This window comes from Bacillus sp. Marseille-Q3570 (assembly GCF_946151055.1).
GTDB lineage: Bacteria > Bacillota > Bacilli > Bacillales > Fictibacillaceae > Pseudalkalibacillus.
Map to the genome: position 1 here is coordinate 324057 of NZ_CAMGYZ010000005.1, position 17809 is coordinate 341865.

General features: G+C 42.7%; 14 protein-coding genes. All 14 read left to right on the forward strand.

Annotated features, from left to right (window positions below; translation table 11 throughout):
- Positions 1-1030: 1030 nt before the first annotated feature.
- The 14 genes from ftsE (at position 1031) to N8M93_RS11350 (ending at position 17786) form a co-directional block, all read left to right on the forward strand.
- On the forward strand, positions 1031-1741 hold the full coding sequence (gene ftsE, locus N8M93_RS11285) for a cell division ATP-binding protein FtsE (protein WP_261131852.1): 711 nt from the start codon (positions 1031-1033) through the stop codon (positions 1739-1741).
- A complete protein-coding gene (ftsX, locus tag N8M93_RS11290) occupies positions 1710-2603 on the forward strand; it encodes a permease-like cell division protein FtsX (protein WP_261132002.1) in 894 nt (297 codons plus the stop codon). The genes ftsE and ftsX overlap by 32 nt, the downstream gene beginning before the upstream one ends.
- A 94-nt stretch (positions 2604-2697) precedes the next feature.
- On the forward strand, positions 2698-3906 hold the full coding sequence (locus N8M93_RS11295; protein ID WP_261131853.1) for a murein hydrolase activator EnvC: 1209 nt from the start codon (positions 2698-2700) through the stop codon (positions 3904-3906).
- 677 nt (positions 3907-4583) lie between these two features.
- The gene (locus N8M93_RS11300) at positions 4584-6056 is read left to right on the forward strand and encodes a PTS mannitol transporter subunit IICB (RefSeq protein WP_261131855.1); all 1473 of its coding nucleotides are present in this window, start codon (positions 4584-4586) and stop codon (positions 6054-6056) included.
- 271 nt (positions 6057-6327) lie between these two features.
- Positions 6328-8439, forward strand: coding sequence for a BglG family transcription antiterminator (locus N8M93_RS11305; protein WP_261131857.1), 2112 nt, complete (start codon positions 6328-6330; stop codon positions 8437-8439).
- Positions 8439-8876 (forward strand): PTS sugar transporter subunit IIA, encoded by a 438-nt coding sequence (locus N8M93_RS11310; protein WP_261131859.1) that lies wholly within the window; start codon positions 8439-8441, stop codon positions 8874-8876. The genes N8M93_RS11305 and N8M93_RS11310 overlap by 1 nt, the downstream gene beginning before the upstream one ends.
- Position 8877: 1 nt before the next feature.
- Positions 8878-10023, forward strand: coding sequence for a mannitol-1-phosphate 5-dehydrogenase (locus N8M93_RS11315; protein ID WP_261131861.1), 1146 nt, complete (start codon positions 8878-8880; stop codon positions 10021-10023).
- Positions 10024-10080: 57 nt separating this feature from the next.
- A complete protein-coding gene (locus tag N8M93_RS11320; protein ID WP_261131862.1) occupies positions 10081-11052 on the forward strand; it encodes a cation diffusion facilitator family transporter in 972 nt (323 codons plus the stop codon).
- Between the two features lie 322 nt (positions 11053-11374).
- Positions 11375-12355 (forward strand): LCP family protein, encoded by a 981-nt coding sequence (locus tag N8M93_RS11325; RefSeq protein ID WP_261131863.1) that lies wholly within the window; start codon positions 11375-11377, stop codon positions 12353-12355.
- A gap of 258 nt (positions 12356-12613) precedes the next feature.
- Complete coding sequence (locus N8M93_RS11330; protein ID WP_261132004.1) at positions 12614-14074, forward strand: S41 family peptidase; 1461 nt, start codon at positions 12614-12616, stop codon at positions 14072-14074.
- Between the two features lie 422 nt (positions 14075-14496).
- Positions 14497-15693: a PDZ domain-containing protein gene (locus N8M93_RS11335; protein ID WP_261131864.1), complete on the forward strand. Its 1197-nt coding sequence runs from the start codon at positions 14497-14499 to the stop codon at positions 15691-15693.
- Between the two features lie 341 nt (positions 15694-16034).
- The gene (gene rpsN / locus N8M93_RS11340) at positions 16035-16304 is read left to right on the forward strand and encodes a 30S ribosomal protein S14 (RefSeq protein ID WP_261131865.1); all 270 of its coding nucleotides are present in this window, start codon (positions 16035-16037) and stop codon (positions 16302-16304) included.
- Positions 16305-16326: 22 nt separating this feature from the next.
- Complete coding sequence (locus tag N8M93_RS11345; RefSeq protein WP_261131866.1) at positions 16327-17496, forward strand: FAD/NAD(P)-binding protein; 1170 nt, start codon at positions 16327-16329, stop codon at positions 17494-17496.
- A gap of 35 nt (positions 17497-17531) precedes the next feature.
- Complete coding sequence (locus tag N8M93_RS11350; RefSeq protein ID WP_261131868.1) at positions 17532-17786, forward strand: type B 50S ribosomal protein L31; 255 nt, start codon at positions 17532-17534, stop codon at positions 17784-17786.
- The last annotated feature ends 23 nt before the right edge of the window (positions 17787-17809 follow it).

A 17809-nucleotide genomic window follows, 5' to 3' on the forward strand; every position in this document is an offset into this window, starting at 1 on the left:
GAGAAAAAACCGAAGATTTGTCCCGAAACGAGGCGTTACGAGACAGGAGGCGGAGAAAAAACCGAGGAGCTGTCCCGAGACGAGGCGTTACGGGACAGGAGGCGGAGAAACAACCGAGGAGCTGTCCCGAAACGGGGCGTTACGAGACAGGAGGCGGAGAAAAAACCGAGGAGCTGTCCCGAAACAACGCGTATTGGGACAGCAACAAGAAAAGGCAGCGGAGCTGTTCTAACCTGAGGCAACTTTGGACAGGAACCGGAGATAAAGCGTAAAACTGTCCGAATTCAGATCTTCACAACACCCAATCACAGCAAACTATGCGATCCCCTCAGTGAGCCGAAAGAGAAGGGGCACCAGATCGTCGGCGGGAAAGTTACACAAAATGGAACAACAAAAAATAGACATTCAAACATTGTTCAAAAATGAGCCGACTTCCTATAGGACCGGCTTTTTTCTTTGCACATTTAAAGAAAGTATAAATACTTTCTTCTATATAAATGCAACTAAGGCTAAGAGCCTGCGCTTGGCTTAGCCAAGTTTTCTTTATCTAAGGACAGAGAATCATAACAAGTTCGAAGTACTATTACTACTAACCGATTAAATATCCGTTATCTGCAGCCGATAAGAGGAATGATAGAATTTCCCACGACCCACGCTATCACTGCAACGCGTTGAAGAGATACTTGGTACATTCTAATCAGGACCTAGAATTAGAATTTTTATACGAATATACTATTTCGTAGCAGGAATAAATGGGTTAATGTAGTAGGGTACTCGCGAAAATAAAAATCTTGTCGAATCTTATCGAAGCTGAAAAGTGGCATTATACCTAGGTTTCGTCATATTTAAAAAGAAAATGAAACAAAAATGTAATACTATTTTGGGTTATTTTGGCGAATCGAGATGTTATAATAGTTGTTGCTAAAAGTCAATTTCAAACTAAATCTACTATTATACTCTGTTATAAAATAACAAGATATTTACTTCGATTAGAATTGACAACAAGAGAAAATACAAGGTGTGATGAAAATTGATCGAAATGATCGATGTCTGGAAAACCTATCCTAACGGTGTAATGGCACTGAACGGGATAGATGTCCATATAGATAAAGGGGAATTTGTCTACGTCGTTGGTTCGAGTGGTGCAGGGAAGTCAACATTCATCAAATGTATGTACCGCCAGGAAAAACCGACGAAAGGCAATATCATAATAAACGGGAAAAGCCTCACAAAGGTGAAAGAGCGTCATATCCCATACTTAAGAAGACAAATCGGTATCGTCTTCCAGGACTTTAAGCTCCTGCCGAAATTGACGGTATACGAAAATGTCGCGTTTGCTCTCGAGGTCATCGAGGAGTCACCAAAGGTCATACGTAAACAAGTGATGGAAACACTTGAACTCGTAGGTCTCAAGAACAAAGCGCGGTTTTTACCTGATGAGCTCTCTGGCGGTGAACAGCAGCGTGTATCGATTGCTCGATCCATCGTCAATAGACCGCATGTCGTGATTGCGGACGAGCCTACAGGAAACCTGGACCCCGAAACAGCCTGGGGCATTATGGAAGTGTTTGAAGAAATTTCGAATAGAGGGACCACTGTAGTTATGGCTACCCACAACAAAGAGATTGTAAACACGATCAAAAAACGGGTGATCGCCATCGAAGGTGGTCGTATCGTACGTGACGAGAAAAGAGGTGTATACGGTTATGATGAAACCCCGGACCCTCTCTCGACACATTAAAGAAGGATTTAAAAACCTGGGACGGAACGGGTGGATGTCATTCGCATCTGTCAGTGCCGTAACCGTGACCCTTTTACTTGTCGGTGTATTTCTGATTCTATTGCTTAACATCAATGCAATAGCATCTCAAATAGAAGATGATGTTGAAATCCGTGTGTATCTGGATAAAACGATAAAAACTGATAGACAGGAACAGATTGAAAAAGATCTGAATGGAATCGATCGGGTCAATGATGTACGATTCGTCCCGAAAGAACAAGGTTTGAAAGAGTTGATTGATAGTTTGGGAGATGAGGGTGAAGTATTCGCATCTCTTGAAAATGAAAATCCGCTGCCTGATGCGTTTGCTGTAAAAACGGAAAAGCCACAGGATACACCTGTTGTCGCCAAGAAAATCGAAGGGATTGAGAACGTGACCAAAGTCGAATACGGCAAAGGTACCGTCGAAAAGCTCTTCAAGGTGACAGACACGGCTCGCAACGTTGGCTTGGTCCTTATTGTCGGACTCTTGTTTACAGCGATGTTCTTGATTGCCAATACGATCAAGATCACGATCGTTTCACGTGGTAGAGAAATCGAAATCATGAAGTTGGTAGGTGCAACGAACGGATTCATCCGATGGCCGTTCTTCGTAGAAGGATTCCTGTTAGGTGTCCTTGGAGCGCTTGTACCAATCGGGTTATTGATCCTTGCTTATCAATTCATCTATGAAGCTGTAAGTGTAGATTTGAAGACTGTTTTCATTCAACTGCTTCCAGTCTATCCGCTGATGTTCCAGCTAGCTGGATTACTTATCGTCATCGGTGCGTTCATAGGCGTATGGGGAAGCATGACATCAGTCCGCAAGTTCTTGAAAGTCTGATTTCGCAAAATGAAGCTAAAAAAATAGGTTGGGGCTGCCGTTCAGGCGGTCACCAACTACTTACATACTTAAAACTTGAATGGGGGATAAGAGATTGAAAAGGAAGTTCATAGCAGTCGCAGCCTCGATCAGTTTAATATTCAGTGGATTCAATTTTGTCGGTGGGAATGAGGCTCATGCCGAGTCTCTGAAAGATAAGATCAAAAGTGTAAAAGAAAAGCAGAGCACGAACTCTTCAAAACAAAAAGAAATTGAAAAAGAGATCGAAAAGATCAAGCATAATCAAGACCTGTTAGATGCTGAAATCAAAAAGCTAGATAAGCAGGTCGCTGATACGGAAAATGAAATTGCTGGTAAAGAAAAAGAAATTGCAAATACGAAAGAAGAAATCGAGAAGCTTAAAGCGGAAATCGCTGAGACGAAAGAACGTATCGCTGAACGTGATGAAATGTTGAAAGATCGTGTAACAGCAATGTACGAAAATGGTGGTTCTGTTCAATACTTAGAGGTATTGCTTGGATCGAAAAGCTTTGGAGATTTCCTTGACCGCGTATTTGCTTTGAACGAAATTTCGAAGCAGGATAAAGAAATTCTTGAGGCACACAAAGCTGATAAAAAAGCGCTTGAAGAAATGATGGCAGAAGTTGAACAACAACTTAAAGAGCTAAAAGATCAAATGAAAGAGCTAGAAGCTTTGAAGTCTGATTTGAAAGCCCAGGCCAAACTTAAAAATGAATTGTTGAGCGAGCTTCAAAAGGAAGAGGAACACAAGCATGCCGAAATGGGTAAATTAGAAGACGAATCTGATCTGTTGAATAAGCAGCAAGCAGCGTTTGAAAAAGAGATGAAGCGTCAACAAGCGGCTAAGAAGGCTAAGAACAGTGGATCGTCATCAACGCCAGCGGTCGGAGGCGGTATGTTCATGAAACCTGCTAACGCGCCGCAAACTTCAGGGTTTGGATCGCGTTGGGGTGAACAGCACGCTGGAATAGACCTGGCCAAAGGCGGCACAGTACCTATTGTTGCATCAGCTTCAGGTACAGTCATCAAGTCTTACTATTCAAGCAGTTACGGAAATGTTGTGTTCATCGCACATTATATCAATGGTCAAAAATATACAACAGTCTATGCACATATGAGAAATCGTTTGGTCGGTAATGGGGCTTCTGTTAAGAAAGGCCAACAGATCGGTAATATGGGAAGCACTGGTAGATCGACTGGTCAGCACTTACACTTTGAAATCCACAAAGGTGATTGGAACCAAAGCAAGTCCAATGCAGTCAACCCGAATAATTACTTCTAAACGATGGATACAGATCACACCCTGGTAACCGAACCGGACCGGGGTGTGTTTTTTGTAGATAAAATCTTGTTTTTGTAGATAAATTTGGATTTTTGTAGTTAAATCCCCACTTTTGTAGATAATTTCAAATTTTTGTAATTAACCATCTGTTTTTTGTAGATAAATCAGATATTCCTATAAGTTGACCAAGAATTTCCCTTATTTATAGTCGATCTCAAGTTTACTTTGAACTCATTATGGTGTCTAAATGAATAAGGGGGCTTAAAAGTTTTCATCCATAATCAGATGAAAGTATCGATTTTTGGAGAGAAAAAGGAGCCGATGGGTCAACACAAGCTCCTAAGCTCACTTGCATAGGGTGTGCTGGTTTCGACGTCCACCACAAGACCAAGATTTCCATTTCATCCTTGTCGTGTGGCGCTGAGTAACCGCAGGCAGAGATGTGGGGGTTGTGTAGTCGAGGGTTCTTAATTCTCCCGCAGGGTCTTGCATATTTCCACTGCCATAAGCATTCAGCATCTTCCTTTCCATCCTCCAATAACAACAAACCTTTATCCTATTTAAATATTGTCAACATTACCTTTGCCAAAGATGCATTTTCATTGTATTGATAGCGCTCTTGTAAACGCTTTATGATTAAGGTAATCGTAAAGTTGTTAAAATGAGGGGGATTAAATATGGTTGAAAATAAACAGCAATCTGGCATAAGAGCGAAAATCCAACGATTTGGAAGCTTCTTAAGCGGAATGATCATGCCGAACATAGCAGCCTTCATCGCTTGGGGGATCATAACGGCCCTATTCATCGAAACAGGCTGGCTGCCGAACGAAAGCCTTGCAGAACTCGTGGGACCGATGATCACGTATTTACTTCCATTATTGATCGGATTCAGTGGTGGGCGTATTGTCTATGATCTGCGCGGTGGTGTCGTGGGGGCAACTGCAACGATGGGTGTCATTGTTGGTGCTGACATTCCAATGTTCCTTGGTGCGATGATTATGGGACCGCTTGGTGGTTATGCGATCAAACAAGTCGACAAATTGTTTGAAAACCGTATCCGTTCTGGATTCGAAATGCTTGTCAACAATTTCTCAGCAGGTATTACAGGGGCTATTTTGACAATCATCGCTTATCTCGGTATCGGTCCAGTGGTAAGTGGGATCACTAAAGCACTAGGTGCTGGTGTTGAAGCGATGATCAATGCTGGACTGCTTCCATTGGTCAACCTTTTCATCGAACCAGCAAAAATCTTGTTTTTAAATAACGCAATCAACCATGGAATCTTAAGTCCGCTTGCAGTCGATCAGGCACAGCAAGTCGGTAAGTCGATCTTATTCTTGCTTGAAACAAACCCAGGACCAGGGTTAGGTGTCCTGATTGCTTTCATGGTCTTTGGTAAAGGAATATCCAAACAAACAGCACCTGGTGCCGCAGTCATCCACTTCCTTGGTGGAATACATGAAATCTATTTTCCTTACATCTTATCAAAGCCGACATTGATCCTTGCTGTCATAGCTGGAGGCGTAAGTGGAACAGCAACATTTGCGGCTTTTGGGGCAGGTCTTACGTCAACTCCTTCTCCTGGAAGTATTTTTGCGCTGTTGGCTTTGACACCGAAAGGGAACTTTGCTGGCGTCATTTTAGGTGTACTGGTTGCCGCATCAGTATCTTTCATCGTTGCTTCTGTCATTTTAAAAACGAGTAAGCAGAACGAAGAGGGTCTGACAGAGGCGACTACACGGATGGAAACAATGAAAGGAAAGAAGAGCCAGGTTTCTGATCAATTGGTTTCCAAGATGGATGGGGAAGAAGCCGATACAGATACAGCTATCGATAGGGATACAAGTGAAGTGCCGAGTGTCAATCAGGATAATATCGATAAAATCATCTTCGCTTGTGATGCTGGAATGGGGTCCAGTGCGATGGGATCATCATTATTGAAAAACAAGTTCAAAAAAGCAGGAATTGAGATCAATGTAACCAATATGGCGATCAATGATCTCCCATCAGATGTGGATATTGTCATCACTCATAAGGACCTGACAGAAAGAGCGATCCAAAAGGTTCCTGATGCCCATCATATCTCTGTCGATAATTTCTTGAACAGCCCTAAGTACGATGAGTTAGTCGAAGAATTGAAAAAAGATTGAAGAATACAAGAAAAGGGTCTGCATGATCAGACTCTTTTTCTTTAGCTGTTTTTACAGTTTGGAAAAATGGCTCTGGAAAGGGAGTGGAATTCGTTTGAAAATGAAGGATGACAAATCTTTTGCCACATACACCAATTAAATTTTGTCAACATTAGGACAGACGAGATTATATTTAGTTTTTGTTGATAGATGAAGGGTTTACTGCGTAAAATTTGAATTGAGTAATGCTTGAATAACTTGAATTTTGTCAACTGAAGGAGGTGATTGACTGATGTATATTACAGCCAGGGAACGAAAAATATTGGATGTATTATTGCGCACAAAAAGTGAAATTCCAATAAAGGAGATTGCCGATCAGATAGGTGTCAGTTCAAGAACCATCCACAGGGACATCAAAGAATTGGAACGTTTATTGAAGCCGCATGGAATCTCAATTGATAAAAAAGCCGGAACCGGGTTGAAATTGAAAGCTTCGGTAAGTGATCGAAATTCTCTTTTATCTGTCATCCATCAACAAGTACAGTCAGATTATACACCTGAGGAGAGGCAGACATTGATTCTTTCAAGATTATTGGAAGCCCGTGAACCTGTTAAATTATTCGCTCTTGCTGATGAACTGGGTGTGACGGTTGCGACGATCAGTCATGATTTGGACAAAATTGAAGATTCGTTGGAAAGTTTTCATTTATCTTTGGTTCGCAAGCGTGGATATGGCGTCGAAATACAAGGAGATGAAACACATATCAGGGAAGCGATAGGTCAATTGATCTTACAGCACACGGATGAGACGGCTTTGTTATCGATTTTACGTGAAAAAATCGTGAAGCCAGCTCCGTCTTCTGCCAACACACTGTCTGAACAGCTGTTGGACCTTATCAATAAAGAAAAATTGAAGGCTATTGAACAGAGTGTCGACGACATCCGTCATTCCTTACAAAATCAACTAGTGGATAGTGAATATATTGGTTTAGTCATCCACCTTTCATTGGCAATGGAACGGATCCAACAAGGAGAGACGATCAGTATGCCATCTGAACAGCTGGAAAAACTCAAGGCTACTAAAGAGTTTGCTGTTGCAGAAAAGTTGATCAAGCAGTTGGAGGATGTTTTTGAAATCATGATTCCTGAGGCAGAAACGGGGTATATCACGACCCATCTGTTAGGAGCGAAAGTCCGGAATGGTGAGGATTTTTCAGAAGAGACTGATTTGATGTTGGGCTTCAAAGTAAAACAGCTGATCGAGCTTGTTTCCGAGAGAATCAAGATAGACTTCCATCAGTCCGATCACCTTCTGAATGATCTGGTCAGCCATTTGAAACCAAGTATATATCGGCTTCAAGAAAACAAGGAAATCAAGAATCCGTTAACAGACCAAATTGAACGTGATTATCGAGAGCTTTTTCAAATTGTAGAGGGATCCGCTCAGGAGGTTTTTCCATATCGTTTTCCAAAGACGGAAACTGCCTTCCTTGTCATGCATTTCGCCTCTGCTCTTTTGAATATGGAAGGCACACGAGGACTTAAAGTACTAGTCATTTGTTCAAGCGGGATCGGTACTTCAAAAATATTAGCGGCAAAACTAGCCCGGCAATTCAAAGAAATTGAGAAAATCGAACATCGCTCTTTTTTCGAGCTGGAGGAGTTGGATCCTACTCAATACGATTTGATTGTTTCAACGATTGCTTTGTCAGAAGTTGACCAGTACATTCAGGTCAATCCGATGCTTCCTACTTCAGATGTCCATAAAATTGAGCATGTATTGCGGAAAAAGCGGATATCTGAATCGATTAAAGTAAATTCTCTCAATCAAGTAGAAAGATCACTATCCAATCGATCACTGAAGGAAATCCGTGTCTCTGTTGAGGCTATCCATAAATATGTGGAAGTTGTCGATCAATTGTTGACCACCATGAAGGTCACCCATCATGAAAAGGGGACCTATGAAGAAGTCTTGACGCAAACGTGTCAGTGTTTTGAAACGGATGGATATATCGGTGATGCACATTCTGTCATGGAAGCCCTCGTGAAACGTGAAAAACTAGGCGGACTTGGAATCACTGGGACGAATCTTGCTCTTTTTCACGCGAGACATGGACAAATCAGACAACCGATCTTTACTGTACAAATACTGCCTGAGCCCATTACCATTCAAGGGATGGATCAGACCCCTATGGAAATCCATACGATTTTACTCATGCTTGCACCTGTAGATATCCATAGAGAAGGTTTGGAAGTATTAAGTTTTCTTAGTTCGTTGATTGTAGAGAGTTCTGAATGTGTCGAGATCCTGCAATCAAAAAATGCTGGAAAAATTGATCATTATGTAGCGAATCAGCTGCATCGCTTTTTAGAAGGAAAATTAACAAAAAGGGGAAATGAATAATGTCCGATGCTATTTTAACGGCTGATAATATCGTTTTAAATACAAAACTATCGAACAAGGAAGAAGCCATTCGTTTTGTCGGCGGAATCCTTTATGATCAAGGATATGTAGAACGTGAATATATTGAGGAAATGTTGAAAAGGGAAGAGATCACATCTACTTTTATGGGAAACTCTGTGGCAATCCCACACGGAACAGATGACGCGAAAAAGTCTGTGAAGGAAACGGGTTTGAGTATTGTCACCGTTCCCGATGGAGTGGACTTCGGTGACGGGAATACTGTAAAATTGTTGATCGGTATTGCCGGAAAAGGGAATGAGCACCTGGAAATCTTATCGAAAATCGCAATTGTCTGCTCAGAAGAAGAGAATATCGATCATATCCTTCAAGCTGAAACTGCCGAAGAAGTCATTTCTATTTTCAATGAGGTGAACTGATATGTTAGCGGTCCATTTCGGTGCAGGTAACATCGGACGTGGGTTCATCGGTGCATTATTAGAGGAATCAGGCTTCCGCACGGTCTTTGTCGATGTAAATGCTGAATTGCTCGATGAATTGAACCGGCGGGGTTTTTACACGATCGAACTAGTGGGAAGTGATGAAACGATTGAAGTGCACGGGGTTAGTGGTCTCAATAGTTTGGAGGATCCGGAAGCGGTCATTGATTCAATTGCTGAAGCTGATCTCGTCACAACAGCTGTTGGGCCGAACATCCTGCCTATCATATCTGAACTGTTGGCAAAGGGGTTGCAAAAACGGTTGGCTCAGGGCGGTGGCGGACCGTTGAATGTGATCGCCTGTGAAAATATGATCGGCGGCAGCACCGTTTTGAAAGACTATGTGTACAACAAGATCGATCCGGATATGAAGTTGTCATTAGACGATATGATCGGTTTTCCTGATGCGGCTGTCGATCGCATCGTGCCGCTCCAATCCAACGAGGACCCATTGCTCGTAAAAGTAGAACCATATTATGAGTGGGTAGTGGAAACGAAAGGTATGAAGGGTGAGAATCCGTGTATAAACGGGGTCACTTTCGTCGATGATTTGACTCCCTATATCGGACGGAAGTTGTTCACTGTGAATACCGGTCATGCTGCAGCGGCCTATTTAGGTTATCAAAAGGGATATCATACGATAAAAGAAGCGATGGAAGACAACGCACTCCAGAATGATGTTCGTTCCGCTTTACAGGAATCTGGAGAAGTCTTAGTCAAAAAATATCCATTTAGTGTTGAAGAACATCAGGCTTATATTGAAAAAATCATCGGCCGTTTCTTGAACCCGCATATTTCTGATGAAGTGACGCGGGTTGCCAGAGCCCCAAAACGTAAGTTAGGAGCTAAAGATCGGCTGGTCGCACCTGCTGTCGATTACTTGGATACCTTCGGGAAAGATCCGGTTTCTCTTGGGAAAGTCATTGCGGCGGCTTTGACTTACGATCATCCTGATGACGAAGAAGCGATGGATCTTCAAGCGTCCATACGAGAGCATGGATTCTTGGAAACTTTCAAAAATGTTGCCGGATTGGATGAGAACAGCCGCTTGCTTACGATTGTCCAGGAGCAATTAAAGGATGAATAGAGTTTCACCTCCAGGTTGATAATGAAAGTAACTTCAAACTAAGCAGGTGGACGAGCAATGGCATTTATCAATCTATTGAAAAAAGGGAACAAATCATCGGGTATAGCTGCAGTTGGAAATGCTTTTCTGGCTATCATCAAAGGAATCGCTGCTTTTGTAAGTGGGAGCGGCACGATGTTGGCAACCACGCTTCATTCGGTGGCTGATGCGACCAATCAAGGGTTCGTTTTCATAGGCAGCGCTTTAGCTGAAAAAGAACCGACAAAACGTTTTCCTGCAGGGTTCGGAAGAGTGGTCAACCTATTTGTCCTCATAGCAGTGGTGGTTGTTTCAATCATGGCATACGAAACCGTCCGGAAGGGTTGGGAGCTGATCCAGCACCCTAAGCCCTCTACAAATATATGGCTGAATATCGGAATTCTAGCGGTAGCTGTCATCATTGATGGTATTGTTTTAATTAAAGCGATGAAAGAAATTCTCAAAGAAACAAGGGCTGAAGGAACTGGTGGTGGTCTCATCTCATCCGCGCTGAAGAATGTCTCATTAGCAGCACCGCCTACAAGACTGGTTTTTTACGAAGATATCATTGCTACGTTCGGTGCGTTGCTTGCGCTGTCAGCCGTAGTGCTTTCCCATTTTACAGGCTTCTATTTGTTGGATGGTATAGGCACTCTGCTTATAGGTCTCTTATTAATCGGTATTGCATTAAAGATCGGTTATGAGAACACAATCGGTCTGATTGGTGTGGCTGCTCCGAAAACGGTAGAGGATCGGATTGCTCGTCTGATCCTTTCACAACCGGATGTGGTCGACATCTATAAAATGCGGATTTTACAAGAGGGCAGAAAGTATCATGTGGAAAGCTACATTGAATTGAAGAAGGGATTCTCTTTAGCTGAGGCTGACGATATCAAGTTCCGTGTAAGGGATCAAGTTCTTGCTGACCCAGACGTAGATGATGTGACACTTGGAATCATTGAAGCGGATGAAAAGCAAAGCTGGGAAATTACCTCTCAAGATCAAAAGTAACAAACTTTTCAGATTTATTATCAAAAAAGGGTTCAGGCGAACGAACACTCTCTTATACAATAGTTAGAGAGTGTTTTTGCATTCTAAGAAAGTATGAATACTTTCTTCAATATAAGCGCACAAGTTAGTAGCTTCCGAACAATACACACACGAAGGAAAAGCGATTGCTTTTTCGAGGATCTAAGGCTCAGCCTGTACTGAAGATTGGCTTAGCCAAGTTTTCTTTATGCGTGAAGAATCGTTCTCTAAGCGTCAATGAGGGAAATGATGCTGCAAATCTATACGCTCAATTCTCAGTAATAGTATCGGAAAGGTGGTTTTGATGGAATCAAGATTTGACAGACGGAAGAAGAAACGAAAATGGCTCAGGTATACGATCATCACCCTCCTTGTATTGGTGCTTTTACCCATCTCTTATACGGCTTACCTCTTTACAAAAGCCTCGGATGTTACGGAAAATGCACAGGTTTCCTTAGACAGGGGAAAAAAATCGGATAAAAGGGAAGAAACGATCGATCCGGAAAAAGATAACTTCTCAATCCTGTTTGTCGGCATAGACAGCAGGGATGGAGAGGCTAAGGGAAGTCTTTCAGATGCGTTGATGGTCGCAACTTTCAACAAAACCGACGATACGGTGACGTTGTTAAGCATTCCTAGGGATTCGTATGTGAATATTCCAGGTCATGGGATGGATAAAATCAACCATGCGCATCTAGTAGGCGGTTTGGAAAAGACTGTTCAGACGACTGAAGAACTGCTTGATATCCCGTTGGATTATGTCGTACGTGGCAATTTTCAAGCCTTTAAGACAGCGATTGATGAATTAGGCGGCATTGAAATCGATATAGAAGATCAATATGTCGTTGATCAGATAGCGGAAGAAACACATGGAAAAGTCGTATTGGATACAGGAAAGCAGCAGTTGGACGGGGAAGAAGCTTTGGCCTATGCCCGAACGCGAAAAGCGGATTCTGACTTGATGAGAGGTGAAAGGCAGATGCAGATCATCCAATCAAGTATTGGAAGAATGAAGTCTTTTTCATCTGTATCCAAGTATGATGGACTACTAGAGAGCCTTGAAGGCAATCTTTCTTTGAACCTTTCTTTCAAGGAAGTCCTTTCTTATGTTCCTTATATGACGAAAGTGAAAGAAATCGATAAACTTCAATTGACAGGGTACGATTACCAACCGGGCTCAACTTATTATCTGCAACTTGATGAGCAACAATTGGATGAAATCCGGTCTCAACTGAAAAAGGAATTGGAGTTGGAAGAAGGAGAGAATGGACAGTTTACGAGCTGAATACTCGTTTTCTCGTTAAAAATAATCCGATTTCCTTGTTAGATTCTGGCTTCTGTAGTAGTATGGAGCTAGCTTCAACGTTTACAAGAATACAAGATAGGTTTTTTTCACACATAAAGGATACAAGCTGTTCATATAGTAATACCGAGTAAGTGAATGGCACGGACTTAGGGGGACCTTACTCATGTGAGAAGGCATCGCATCTTGATGGTGTGGTGCCTTTTCCTGCAAACACGATGGGGTGATGATGAAATGAATGTGAAAGGTAAAGTGGTTGCATTATTAGTGGCGGGCTCACTTGCTGTCGGAGCTGGTGGTACATATGCCGGAATGACGTTGCTCTCTGATGATGAGAGTCCTTCCCTTTTAGAAAAAGCAGTTGAAAACGGTACAGAACGGAAAATAGGAAGTTCTGGTTCTGCGGAAGACTTCGAGAAGATTGAAAAGACATATGAATTGATTTCGGAAAAATATGTTGATGATGTCGACCAGGAAAAACTTCTGGAAGGTGCCATCCAGGGGATGGTCAATACGCTTGATGATCCATACTCCGTCTATATGGATGCCAAAACGGCTGAACAATTCAACGACACGCTCGAATCTTCTTTTGAAGGGATCGGTGCAGAAGTTACGATGATGGATGGGTATGTGACGATCGTTGCTCCTTTCGAAGATTCACCGGCTGAAAAGGCAGGTTTGAAACCGCACGATCAGATCATTTCCATTGACGGGAAAAGTACGAAAGGGCTTGACCTATACGATGCAGTATTGAAGATCCGCGGTAAAAAAGGCACGACCGTAAAGCTTGAAATCAAACGTGCAGGCGTCAGTGATCCATTGACGATCGATGTGAAACGTGATGAAATTCCGATAGAAACAGTGTACTCCGATATCATTGAAAATGATGGAAAGAAAATCGGACATATGAAGATCACGTCGTTCTCTGAAGACACAGCTTCCGATTTTGAAAAGCAGCTGAAGGATCTTGAAGGCAAAGGAATCGACGGACTTGTCATAGACGTCAGGGGTAATCCGGGTGGTTTCTTGAATGCTGTACAGGATATCGCACAGCTCTTCATCACGAAGGATGATCCGATTGTCCAGATTGAATCACGGAACGGTGACAAGCAACGGTTCTTCTCAGACACGAGCAAGAAAAAAAGTTACCCGATAGTCGGCTTGATCGACAAGGGAAGTGCATCGGCATCTGAGATTTTGGCAGCAGCCCTGAAAGAAGCTGGCGGTTACGAAGTAGTCGGTGAAAAATCGTTCGGTAAAGGAACAGTGCAGCAAGCAGTTGAAATGGAAGATGGCAGCAGTCTTAAATTGACAATGTTCAAATGGTTGACGCCGGATGGAAATTGGATCCATAAGAAAGGTGTCGAGCCAACGATTGAAAAAGAGCAGCCTGCTTTCTACCGTGCAAACCCGATTACGATCGAAAAACCGCTGACCTACGACATGACGGGTGAACAGGTGAAAAATGTCCAGACGATCTTGAAAGGATTGGGCTTCAATCCTGGACGCGATGATGGATATTACGATAATAAAACAGAAACAGCGGTACGTGCATTCCAGAACGCTAATAAAGTGAAGGCGACCGGAAAAGTGGACGAAGAGACTGCTTCACTCATGGAACAGAAGCTGCTTGAAAAGATCGACAGCGGAAAAAATGATCAGCAGCTGCAGACGGCCATCGAAGTTTTATTCGAAAAGTAAAAGCAGGATGAAACGGTTTGACTGTCGAATATATCCGTAGAAGATGCCCTTCTACGGATTTTATTTCATTTAAAGAAAGTATAAATACTTTCTTCAATATAAGTGCAACTAAGGCTCAGCCAGCGCTATGGCTTGGCTTTGCCAAGTTTACTTTATGTATTCATTTTCGAATGTTATAGGAGGAAGGTTTTGGAGATGTTCATAGGGGATGTTTTGTTCCATTTTAAGAAAGTATGAAATACTTTCTTCAATATAAGGGAACTAAGGCAAAGGCTACGCTAAGGTTTAGATTTCCAAAGTTTTCTTTATAGATGCTTGCGTTTTTAATGTTGATCGGGATGATCTCAGGGCCTATTTTTGTGATTACATATATGGGCAACAGAATAGATCAAGAGAAACGATAGATTGTTGGGGGCTGAAATATGCAAGATATATTATTCAATATACTTAAAGCGATGGGTTGGTTTTTTCTCAATCCTCTTTTTTACGTCATATTATTATTGATTGGATTCCATGCTGTCACTCGTGTGAAGCGGGAGCGAAGTGACTTCCGCGTCAGGGTATATGACACGATGGATGACTTTGTGAACGGAATCGTACCTGGACTCGTGATCGGTTTGATTATCTCAGTACTGAGCGTGTTCGCCGGGTTGTATCTGTCATTCGGTGTGATCGCCGTCATGTCTGTTTTTTACATCGTGCTCGGTTTGACGTTGCGTAAAAACTACTTCAACCCGGTGTTTGCCGGTACGTTGACCTATTTAGCAGCTTCTTACATGCCGCCGGTTGAAACAGGAGTCCGGATCGTGGACGGATGGCTCGTCGATCTGCAGGACGCGTCCCTTGGTATGATCGCACTTTTGGTTGCCGCATTGCTTGTCGCCGAAGGCATACTGATCATATCGATCGGTGGGAAAAACACGTCGCCGATCCTTTTGCGTGGTAAAAGAGGCAAAGGAATCGGTGCCCACGTTATCAGCCGAATCTGGTTTGTCCCTTTGTTCGTCCTCGTACCCGGATCGGTCGTGGCGACGTCAGACTGGTTCCCGTTGCTTCAGATCGGTGAGGCAAGTGTCGGGTTTGCACTTGTGCCGTTTGCGATCGGCTTCCACCACGTCGTATCACAGTCAATGCCAGAACCAGTCGTGAAAAATATCGGCAGCCGTTTCTTTTTGCTCGGTCTTATCTTGCTTGTTGGAGCGGTACTGTTGATCACCTTCGATCTGGAAATGCTCAGCATCGTCATCGTCGGGCTGGCAGTTATCGGGCGTAACGCTCTGATTCTGTACTACCGAAAGCTGGAGATCAAGCGTGCACCATACTTCAGTGCGATGAATGAGGGTTTACGGGTCCTCGGAATCATCCCTGGCTCACCGGCATCGAAAATGAATGTCTCGATCGGGGAGCGAATCATCAAAGTGAACGGAAGAAAGATGGAGCGGGTCGAAGACTTTTATGGGGCGGTGCAGAGCAGTGCGTCCTTCGTAAAACTGGAGGTTCTGAACTTCAATGGTGAAGTCCGCTTCGTCCAGCGCTCTCTTTATGAAAATGAACACCACGAACTAGGTTTGTTGTTCGCCCAGCCTGAAAATGCAAAACGCAGGAAAGTAGTTGGCTGAGGTTGAGTAGAATTGAATACCAACATAATGGCGTCTCCAATTAAGGGGGCGCTTTTACATTTCAAGAAAGTATTATCTACTTTCTTCAATATAGGCACAACTAAAGCTCAGCATTTGCCAAAGGCTTGGCTTTGCCAAGTTTTCTTTAACGCATTCATGAGGGTTTACAATACAATAAAAAGCAGATATAATGGGATAACACAAATCGTAACCGTTACGATTTGTGTTATTGATTTTTAATAATTTCACATAGGATGACAGTTTCGAGAGAAAAGGCAGCGCTATCGACTCTAAATCGTAATGATTACTATTAGTGTTTTTTATTGAAAGGAGACTCGAAAATGGCTAAAAAATCTAAAGTTGCAAAAGAAAGAAAAAGACAAGAACTTGTTGAGAAATATGCGGAGATTCGAAAAAAGCTGAAGGAAGAAGGGGATTACGAGGCACTAAGAAAGCTGCCCAGGGATTCTTCGCCTACGCGCTTGAACAATAGATGCCAGGTAACTGGTAGACCTAGAGGATACTTAAGAAAGTTCAAGATGTCTCGAATCGCACTTAGAGAGTTTGCGTACAAAGGTCAAATTCCTGGCGTCAAAAAATCAAGCTGGTAAAACCACTAAAGGAGAGCCTTAGATGAAAGAGTGGTTGATTATCGGTGGAGGTATACATGGTTGTACGATAGCTACGTTTTTACTGAAAAACAGGAATGTAGAGGTTGATCAACTTCAGATCATTGATCCATCACCAGTACCGATGCATAGGTGGAAACAGCTTACCTCGAGGATCGGTATGCACTACCTTCGATCTCCAGTTGTCCATCATGTTGATACGCATCCATCCAGCCTTGAACAATACGCAAAAAAGACCAACTTCAACGATGCGTTTTATGGATACTATCAGAAACCCAATCTAGACTTGTTCAACCATCATTGTCACCACGTGTTTGACGAAGTTCAATTGCGTAACGCGTGGACGACGCCTTATGTGAATGGATTGGATTATCAGAATGATCATTGGAGGGTCCGGACTACTGATGGTGAATCTCTTTACTCAAAGAGAGTCGTTTTGGCTATGGGTGTGAATGATCAGCCTTTGTATCCAGAATGGGCCGAAGAATTAAATAAACGTCATCCTAAAAAGGTCTTCCATATTTTTGACAACCAACTCCCTTCTATGGAAAGTGAAACATTGCCAGTGATTATAATCGGTGGTGGAATCACTGCTGCTCACCTGGTAAATAAATTATGTGGATATGGAAACTTTCAGGTTATACAGGTTAAACGGCATCCATGTCGCGTTCATGAATTCGATAGCGATCCGGGTTGGATGGGACCAAAAAACATGCGGAAATTTCATAGGATAGAAGATTTTGAAGAACGTAGACAGATCATTACACAAGCCCGGCATAAAGGCTCGATCACACAGCAACTCTTTCATAAGCAAAAACATTTAGAACGGAAAGGTCATTTAAAAACAATTATAGGAGAAGTGATGAAGTGTTCACTAGATGAATGTTCCCGGCTCCAATTACAGTTGGAAAATGGAGATCGTCTGGAAGCATCCCGTATCATTCTTGCAACGGGGGTAGAAGGTTCCCTGCCCGGTAAAGAGTGGTTAGATGAAACCATCGAAAAACATGGACTCAAATGTTCAAATTGCGGGTTCCCGATCGTGTCTCCAGAACTTGAATGGGGCAAGGGATTACATGTTGCAGGAGCTTTAGCGGAACTTGAAATAGGTCCAGTATCAAGAAACATTTCCGGAGCCAGGAGAATTGCTGAAAGACTAGCAGCTCTTCATTAAAGGGTGAAAAATCATAAAGATAAGGAGAGGTACAAGTGAAAAAAGAAATACATCCAGAATATCGACGAGTGGTTTTTATGGATACGAACAGTGGTTTTAAATTTCTGAGCGGTTCCACAATGGATTCACCTGAAACAATCGAATGGGAGGATGGGAACACCTATCCTCTGATCAAAGTAGAAGTCAGCTCAGATACGCATCCATTTTATACAGGAAGACAGAAGTTTTCTGACCGTGGAGGGCGTGCAGAACGGTTCTTGAAAAAATACAATATGAAGACAGGCAATTGAACTACCCGCCACTTAGCCCTCTT